A 7,031-nucleotide genomic window follows, 5' to 3' on the forward strand; every position below is an offset into this window, starting at 1 on the left:
TGCCCGTCCGGCGTTTGAGGGCCGGGGTCCGGGGCGGAGCCCCGAACCCGCGCCCGCCTAAAGCGTCGACCGCAGCCACTGCTCCACGCTCGCCACATGCACCGTCGCCCACGACCGCGCGGCCTCCGCGTCGCGGTCCCGCAGCGCCGAGACGATCGCCCGGTGCTCATGCAGGGTGCGGCTCACCGCGTCCTCCTGGGTGAGACCGCGCCAGACCCGGGCCCGTGTCGTCGGCCCCGAGAGCCCGTCGAGCAGTGAGCAGAGCACCGAGTTGCCGGACGACTGCACGATGCCCCGGTGGAACTCCAGATCGCAGGCCACCAGCTCCTCGACAGAGGGGCGGCTGCCCAGGGCGTCCAGCTGGGAGCTCAGCAGGTCCAGTTGCTCCTCGGTGATCCGGCTCGCCGCCATCGCGGTCGCGGCCGGTTCCAGGATCCGGCGGACCGCCAGGAACTCCAGCACCGTGTCGTCGCGGTGGAAGTCCACCACGAAGCTCAGCGCCTCCAGCAGCAGTTGCGGATCCAGACTGGTGACGTACGTGCCGTCGCCCTGGCGCACGTCGAGAATGCGGATGAGCGACAGGGCGCGCACCGCCTCCCGCAGTGAGTTGCGGGACAGGCCCAGCTCCGCGGCGAGTTCGCTCTCCTTGGGGAGACGATCGCCGGGCCGTAGCGCACCCGAGACGATCATTCCCTTGATCTTCTCGATGGCCTCGTCAGTGACAGCCATGGGCGACCTCCAGACATCCGATGTATCGCTCCATTATGCGTCCCCGGAGACAGCGGGTGAGCCCTTCGGAGCAACCCGGGCGGTGAATCCACACACATACGAGCGGGGGCGGCGTCCACCGGACGCCGCCCCCGCTCGATTCCCCGGCTCAGCTCCTGCGCTCTCCGAGCATGGACTCGACGCCGGCCCGGATCTCGTCCGTGGCCAGACCCCGGATGGTCAGGGTCGTCCGGCGCCGCAGCACGTCGTCCGCCGTCTCGGCCCACTCGTGGTCGCGCGCGTAGGCGACCTGCGCCCAGATCTCCGGCGCGTCCGGGTGGATGCGCTCGGCGAGGACCGGGTCCTCGTTGGCCAGCCGGGCGATGTCGAACGACAGCGAACCGTAGTGCGTGGCCAGGTGCCGTGCCGTGTCGGCGGACATCCGGGGCCCCGGCGTGCCGCCGTCGACCAGCAGCCGGTGCGCGACCGCGTTCGGGTTGGCGATCCCCGGCAGCGGGAGCTTCTTCGGCAGCCGGGCCATCGGCTCCATGTCCTCGGCCAGGGGGTGCCCGGGGAGCGAGGCCAGCTTGTTCATCACCGTCCGGCCGATGTGGCGGAACGTCGTCCACTTGCCGCCCGCGACCGACAGCATCCCGCCCCGGCCCTCCGTCACGACGGTCTCGCGCTTGGCCTTGGCGGTACCGCCGGGACCGCCCGGCAACACCCGCAGACCCGCGAAGGAGTACGTGATCAGATCCCGCGACAGCTGCTGGTCCCGGACCGAGAACGCGGCCTCGTCCAGGATCTGCGCGGTGTCCTTCTCGGTGACCGCGACATCCGCCGGGTCGCCCTCGTACTCCTCGTCCGTCGTGCCGAGCAGCAGCATGTCCTCCCACGGCAGGGCGAACGTGATGCGGTACTTGTCGATCGGGGTGGCGAGCGCCGCCTTCCAGGGGCGGGTGCGCTTGAGCACCAGGTGCGCGCCCTTGGACAGGCGTATGGAAGGCGCCGCGTCCGGGTTCTCCATCTTGCGCAGGTGGTCGACCCACGGCCCGGTGGCGTTCAGCACCAGACGGGCGTTGACGCCGAACTCCGTACCGTCCACGGCGTCCCGCAGATCGGCACCGGTCACCCGGCCCTTGGTGAAGCGGAGCCCGGTGACGGCGGCGTGGTTGAGCACGGCGGCGCCCGCCGCGACGGCCGCGCGGACCGTCATCAGCGCCATCCGCGCGTCGTTCATCTGGTCGTCGCCGTAGACCGCGACGGCCTTCAGGTTGTCGGTCCGCAGCTCCGGAACATCGCGCTGCGCCTTCGCCGGGCTGATCACGTGGCCGACGCCGTCGCCGAAGGCGGAGAGCGCCGAGTACGCGAACACGCCCGCGCCGAGCTTGGCGGCACCGTGCGGCCCGCCCTTGTAGACCGGCAGGTAGAAGGTGAGCGGGTTGGCGAGGTGCGGGGCCACCTGACGGGAGACCGCACGCCGCTCGAAGTGGTTCTCCGCGACCAGCTTCACCGCGCCGGTCTGCAGGTAGCGCAGACCGCCGTGGAGCAGCTTGGAGGAGGCGGAGGAGGTGGCGCCGGCGAAGTCACCGGCGTCCACCAGGGCCACCCGCAGTCCGGACTGCGCGGCGTGCCAGGCGGTGGAGATGCCCAGGATGCCGCCGCCGATCACCAGGAGGTCGTACGTCGCCTTGGAAAGCTGCTCCCGGGTCTCGGCGCGGCTCGGAAGGGAGCCGGAGGCCGGATGCGTCCCGAGGGCGGGGACGCTCTGCAGGGTGGTCATGTATCTCTACTCCTCGTCTTCGAGCCAGTCCATGGTCCGCTGTACGGCCTTGAGCCAGCTCTTGTACTCGCGGTCGCGGGTGTCCGCGTCCATGCGGGGGGTCCACTCGGCGGCCCGGCGCCAGTTGGCGCGCAGCGCGTCGGTGTCCGGCCAGAAGCCGACGGCGAGGCCGGCGGCGTAGGCGGCGCCGAGGCAGGTGGTCTCGGCGACCATGGGCCGCACCACGGGTGCGTCCAGGAAGTCGGCGAGGGTCTGCATCAGCAGGTTGTTGGAGGTCATTCCGCCGTCGACCTTGAGCGCGGTCAGCTCGACGCCGGAGTCCTTGGTCATGGCGTCGCTGATCTCACGGGTCTGCCAGGCGGTGGCCTCCAGTACGGCACGGGCGATGTGCGCCTTGGTGACGTAGCGGGTGAGACCGGCGATGACGCCGCGGGCGTCGGGGCGCCAGTACGGGGCGAACAGCCCGGAGAAGGCGGGCACGAAGTAGGCGCCGCCGTTGTCCTCGACCGACAGGGCCAGGGTCTCGATCTCGGCCGCGGACTGGATCAGGCCCATCTGGTCGCGCATCCACTGCACCAGCGAACCGGTGACGGCGATCGACCCCTCCAGGGCGTACACCGGCCGCTGGTCACCGATCTGGTAGCCGACCGTGGTCAGCAGCCCGTTGTACGAGTTGACGGGGGTGTGACCGGTGTTCAGCAGCATGAAGGTGCCGGTGCCGTACGTCGACTTGGCCTCGCCCTCGGCGAAACACGTCTGGCCGAACAGCGCGGCCTGCTGGTCACCGAGCGCGGAGGCGACCGGCACACCGTCGAGGACGCCGCCCTTGGCGTGGCCGTAGACCTCGGCGGAGGAGCGGATCTCGGGCAGCACCGCGGCGGGGATGCCGATGGAGGAGAGGATCTTCTCGTCCCACTCCATGCGGTGCAGGTTCATCAGGAGGGTGCGCGAGGCGTTGGTGACGTCCGTGACGTGCACGCCGCCCTCGGTGCCGCCGGTCAGGTTCCAGATGACCCAGGAGTCCATGGTGCCGAAGAGGATGTCGCCGCGCTCGGCGCGCTCGCGCAGCCCCTCGACGTTGTCGAGCAGCCAGCGGACCTTGGGCCCGGCGAAGTACGAGGCGAGCGGCAGGCCCGTCTCGCGGCGGAAGCGGTCCTGGCCCACGTTGCGGCCGAGCTCCTTGCAGAGCGCGTCGGTGCGGGTGTCCTGCCAGACGAGGGCGTTGTGGACCGGCTCGCCGGTGTTCTTGTCCCACATCAGGGTCGTCTCGCGCTGGTTGGTGATGCCGATCGCCTTCACGTCGGCGGCGGTGATGCCCGCCTTGACGATGGCGCTCGCCACGACCTCCTGCACGTTCTCCCAGATCTCGGTCGCGTTGTGCTCGACCCAGCCCGGCTTCGGGAAGATCTGCTCGTGCTCCTTCTGGTCGACCGAGACGATCCGGCCGTCCTTGTCGAAGACGATGCAGCGGCTGGAGGTGGTGCCCTGGTCGATGGCCGCGATGAACGGCCCGGTTCCGTGGGTGCCGGTGGTAGGTGCGTCGGTCACGGTGTGCTCCCGGAAGTCTGTGAGGTTCTTGGGTTACGGCTCTGGGCCCGGTGTCTCACGCGAAGGCGAGGTTGTAGAGCCCGCCCGCGAGTGCGCCGCCGATGAGGGGGCCGACGACCGGGATCCATGCGTAGCCCCAGTCGGAACCGCCCTTGTTCGGCAGCGGAAGCAGCGCGTGCACGATACGCGGACCGAGGTCGCGGACCGGGTTGATCGCGTAACCCGTCGGCCCGCCGAGCGAGAGGCCGATGCCGACGACGACCAGGGCGGTGATCAGCGCGCCGAGCGCGCCGAGGCCGTTGCCCTTGTCGTTGAGGCCCTGGGTCAGGATCGCCAGGACCAGAACGACCGTCGCGATGATCTCGGTGACGACGTTCTGCACGGCGTTGCGGATCTCGGGACCGGTCGAGAAGACACCGAGAACCGGTCCGGCCTTGGGGGCCGAAGCCTGGTCGACCATGCCCTCGTCACCCGTGTGGTCCTTCAGGACCTCGGGATCCGTGAGATGTGCCCGGAACTGTCCGTAGTAGACCAGCCAGGCCAGCACCGCGCCGATCATCGCGCCGAGGAGCTGGGACGCCAGGTAGAGCGGTACGTCGCTCCACTTGGTTCCGCCCTCGATCGCCAGGCCGATGGTGACGGCGGGGTTGAGGTGTGCGCCGGACACGCCGCCCGCGATGTACGCGCCGGTCAGGACCGCGAAGCCCCAGCCGAAGCTGATCGCGACCCAGCCGGCGTTCTGTGCCTTCGAGCGCTTGAGCGTGACGGCGGCACAGACACCGGCGCCGAGCAGGATGAGTATGGCGGTACCGATGGTCTCGCCGATGAAGATGTCGGAGCTGGACACCCGCGACTCCTTTGTCCTTCGTCCAGGAAGCCGAACCCCGGGTCCCTCCGGTGGTCCGCGCCCTCATGTGAGGGCGTTACCGGCCCTTGGCACTGTCATACCTTAACGCGTGATTCCGTTAAGTGTTCGACAATGCCGACCGGTGCACGGCAGTGTTTCTCCCAGGTGAATGGGGCGTCAAGGGGTCTGTGGCCTACAACTCGATCGTGGGACCCATATCCGATGATTCCTTACGGAGCTCAGAAGCGCCTGGCGCCCAGATCCCGGGACACGGCTCGGGCGCAGTCGCGCACCGCGGCGATCAGGTCGGGCCTGAGCCCGCCGTCCACGCAGACCCGCTCCACCGCACCGGTCACGGCCACGGCGCCGACCGGCATCCGGCGCCGGTCGTGGATCGGGGCGGCCACCGCGGCCACGCCCTCCCACGTCTCCTCCATGTCGGCCGCCCAGCCGCGCGCGCGGATCAGGTCGAGCATCGACTCGAACTCCTGCGGATCGGTGACCGTGCGGGGCGTGAACGACTGCCGCTCGGCCTCCATGGCCTCCGTGTGCGCCACCGGGTCGTACGCGGACAGCACCTTGCCCAGGGCCGTGGAGTGCAGCGGCTGCATGGCCCCGACCTCCAGGACCTGCCGGCTGTCGTCGGGCCGGAACACGTGGTGGACGATGAGGACACCGCGCTGGTGCAGTACGCCCAGATGGGTGCTCTCGCCGCTGGACCGGGCCAGATCGTCCGTCCAGACCAGCGCCCGGGACCGCAGCTCGTGGACGTCCAGATAGCTGTTGCCCAGCCGCAGCAGCTCGGCGCCGAGCTGGTAGCGGCCGGAGGCGTCGTCCTGCTCGACGAAGCCCTCGTGCTGGAGCGTGCGCAGGATGCCGTGGGCGGTGCCCTTGGCCAGGCCCAGCGAGGAGGCGATGTCGGAGAGCCCCAGTCGCCGCTCGCCGCCCGCCAGCAGTCGCAGCATCGCGGCCGCCCGCTCCAGCGACTGGATGTTCTTGGCCATCGCGCCGTACTCCTCCACTGTGGTTCGACAATGCTGAACACTATCGGTCGATGCCGACCGGTGCTCGATCGCAGGAGAAGTCTGCGGCACCCCGCCGGTCCGGACAGCCCCCGGAACAGCATGCCGTCCGATTCGTGGGACAGAGTGACGGCTCAGGACGCCGCCCGGCTACGCTGGCCAGGTGCGGCCTCCGCCGAAGCCGCAAAGCCGACAGCCGTCGCATCCCAGGGAGTACATCCATGGCCCCGTCGCCGACCCCTTCCGCCGACAGCAGGACCCGATCCGCAGCACTCCGTGAGGCACTCGCCACCCGGGTGGTGGTGGCCGATGGCGCGATGGGCACCATGCTCCAGGCGCAGGACCCCACGCTTGAGGACTTCGAGAACCTTGAGGGCTGCAACGAGATCCTGAACCTCACCCGGCCCGACATCGTGCGTTCGGTGCACGAGGAGTACTTCGCGGTCGGCGTGGACTGTGTGGAGACGAACACCTTCGGCGCGAACCATTCGGCGGCGAACGAGTACGAGATCGCCGACCGGATCCATGAGCTGTCAGAGGCGGGCGCCCGCATCGCCCGCGAGGTCGCCGACGAGTTCGGGGCCAAGGACGGCCGCCAGCGCTGGGTCCTCGGCTCGGTGGGCCCCGGCACCAAGCTGCCCTCGCTCGGCCACATCGCGTACGACGTGCTGCGCGACGGCTACCAGCAGAACGCCGAGGGCCTGCTCGCCGGCGGCGCGGACGCCCTGATCGTGGAGACCACGCAGGACCTGCTCCAGACCAAGTCCAGCCTGATCGGCGCGCGCCGGGCCATGGAGGCCCTGGGCGTCGACGTGCCCCTGATCTGCTCGCTGGCCTTCGAGACGACCGGCGTCATGCTGCTCGGCTCGGAGATCGGCGCGGCGCTGACGGCTCTGGAGCCGCTGGGCATCGACCTGATCGGCCTGAACTGCTCCACGGGCCCGGCCGAGATGAGCGAGCACCTGCGCTACCTGGCCCGGCACTCCCGCACCCCCCTGATGTGCATGCCGAACGCGGGCCTGCCGGTCCTGACGAAGGACGGGGCGCATTTCCCGCTGGGTCCCGAGGGTCTGGCGGATGCGCAGGAGGCCTTCGTGACCGACTACGGGTTGTCGCTGATCGG

Annotated in this window: 6 protein-coding genes; 1 reads left to right on the forward strand and 5 read right to left on the reverse strand. The window is 70.1% G+C overall.

Going from position 1 to position 7,031, the window contains the following annotated elements:
* Positions 1-57: 57 nt before the first annotated feature.
* The 5 genes from ACFVQ0_RS32310 to ACFVQ0_RS32330 form a co-directional block, all read right to left on the reverse strand.
* Positions 58-729, reverse strand: coding sequence for a FadR/GntR family transcriptional regulator (locus ACFVQ0_RS32310; RefSeq protein ID WP_123468707.1), 672 nt, complete (start codon positions 727-729; stop codon positions 58-60).
* Between the two features lie 148 nt (positions 730-877).
* Positions 878-2,491, reverse strand: a complete 1,614-nt coding sequence (locus ACFVQ0_RS32315; RefSeq protein ID WP_390092746.1) for an FAD-dependent oxidoreductase — start codon at positions 2,489-2,491, stop codon at positions 878-880.
* Between the two features lie 6 nt (positions 2,492-2,497).
* Positions 2,498-4,039 carry a glycerol kinase GlpK gene (gene glpK, locus ACFVQ0_RS32320; RefSeq protein ID WP_390092747.1) on the reverse strand — a complete coding sequence of 514 codons (1,542 nt, stop codon included), beginning with the start codon at positions 4,037-4,039 and terminating at the stop codon, positions 2,498-2,500.
* 55 nt (positions 4,040-4,094) lie between these two features.
* Positions 4,095-4,886 carry an MIP/aquaporin family protein gene (locus ACFVQ0_RS32325; RefSeq protein WP_390092748.1) on the reverse strand — a complete coding sequence of 264 codons (792 nt, stop codon included), beginning with the start codon at positions 4,884-4,886 and terminating at the stop codon, positions 4,095-4,097.
* 239 nt (positions 4,887-5,125) lie between these two features.
* Positions 5,126-5,890: an IclR family transcriptional regulator gene (locus ACFVQ0_RS32330; protein ID WP_390092749.1), complete on the reverse strand. Its 765-nt coding sequence runs from the start codon at positions 5,888-5,890 to the stop codon at positions 5,126-5,128.
* A 239-nt stretch (positions 5,891-6,129) separates the two neighbouring features.
* Between ACFVQ0_RS32330 and ACFVQ0_RS32335 the strand changes: the two genes are divergently transcribed.
* Positions 6,130-7,031, forward strand: a 902-nt coding sequence (locus ACFVQ0_RS32335) for a homocysteine S-methyltransferase family protein (RefSeq protein WP_390092750.1), incomplete at its 3' end; no start/stop codon positions are given.

This window comes from Streptomyces sp. NPDC057900 (assembly GCF_042887885.1).
Taxonomy (GTDB): domain Bacteria; phylum Actinomycetota; class Actinomycetes; order Streptomycetales; family Streptomycetaceae; genus Streptomyces.

Bases quoted from the DNA above. Each gene is read 5' to 3' on its own strand.
- ACFVQ0_RS32330 (WP_390092749.1), bottom strand. From the start codon at position 5,890: ATGGCCAAGAACATCCAGTCGCTGGAGCGGGCGGCCGCGATGCTGCGA.
- ACFVQ0_RS32310 (WP_123468707.1), bottom strand. From the start codon at position 729: ATGGCTGTCACTGACGAGGCCATCGAGAAGATCAAGGGAATGATCGTC.
- ACFVQ0_RS32315 (WP_390092746.1), bottom strand. From the start codon at position 2,491: ATGACCACCCTGCAGAGCGTCCCCGCCCTCGGGACGCATCCGGCCTCC.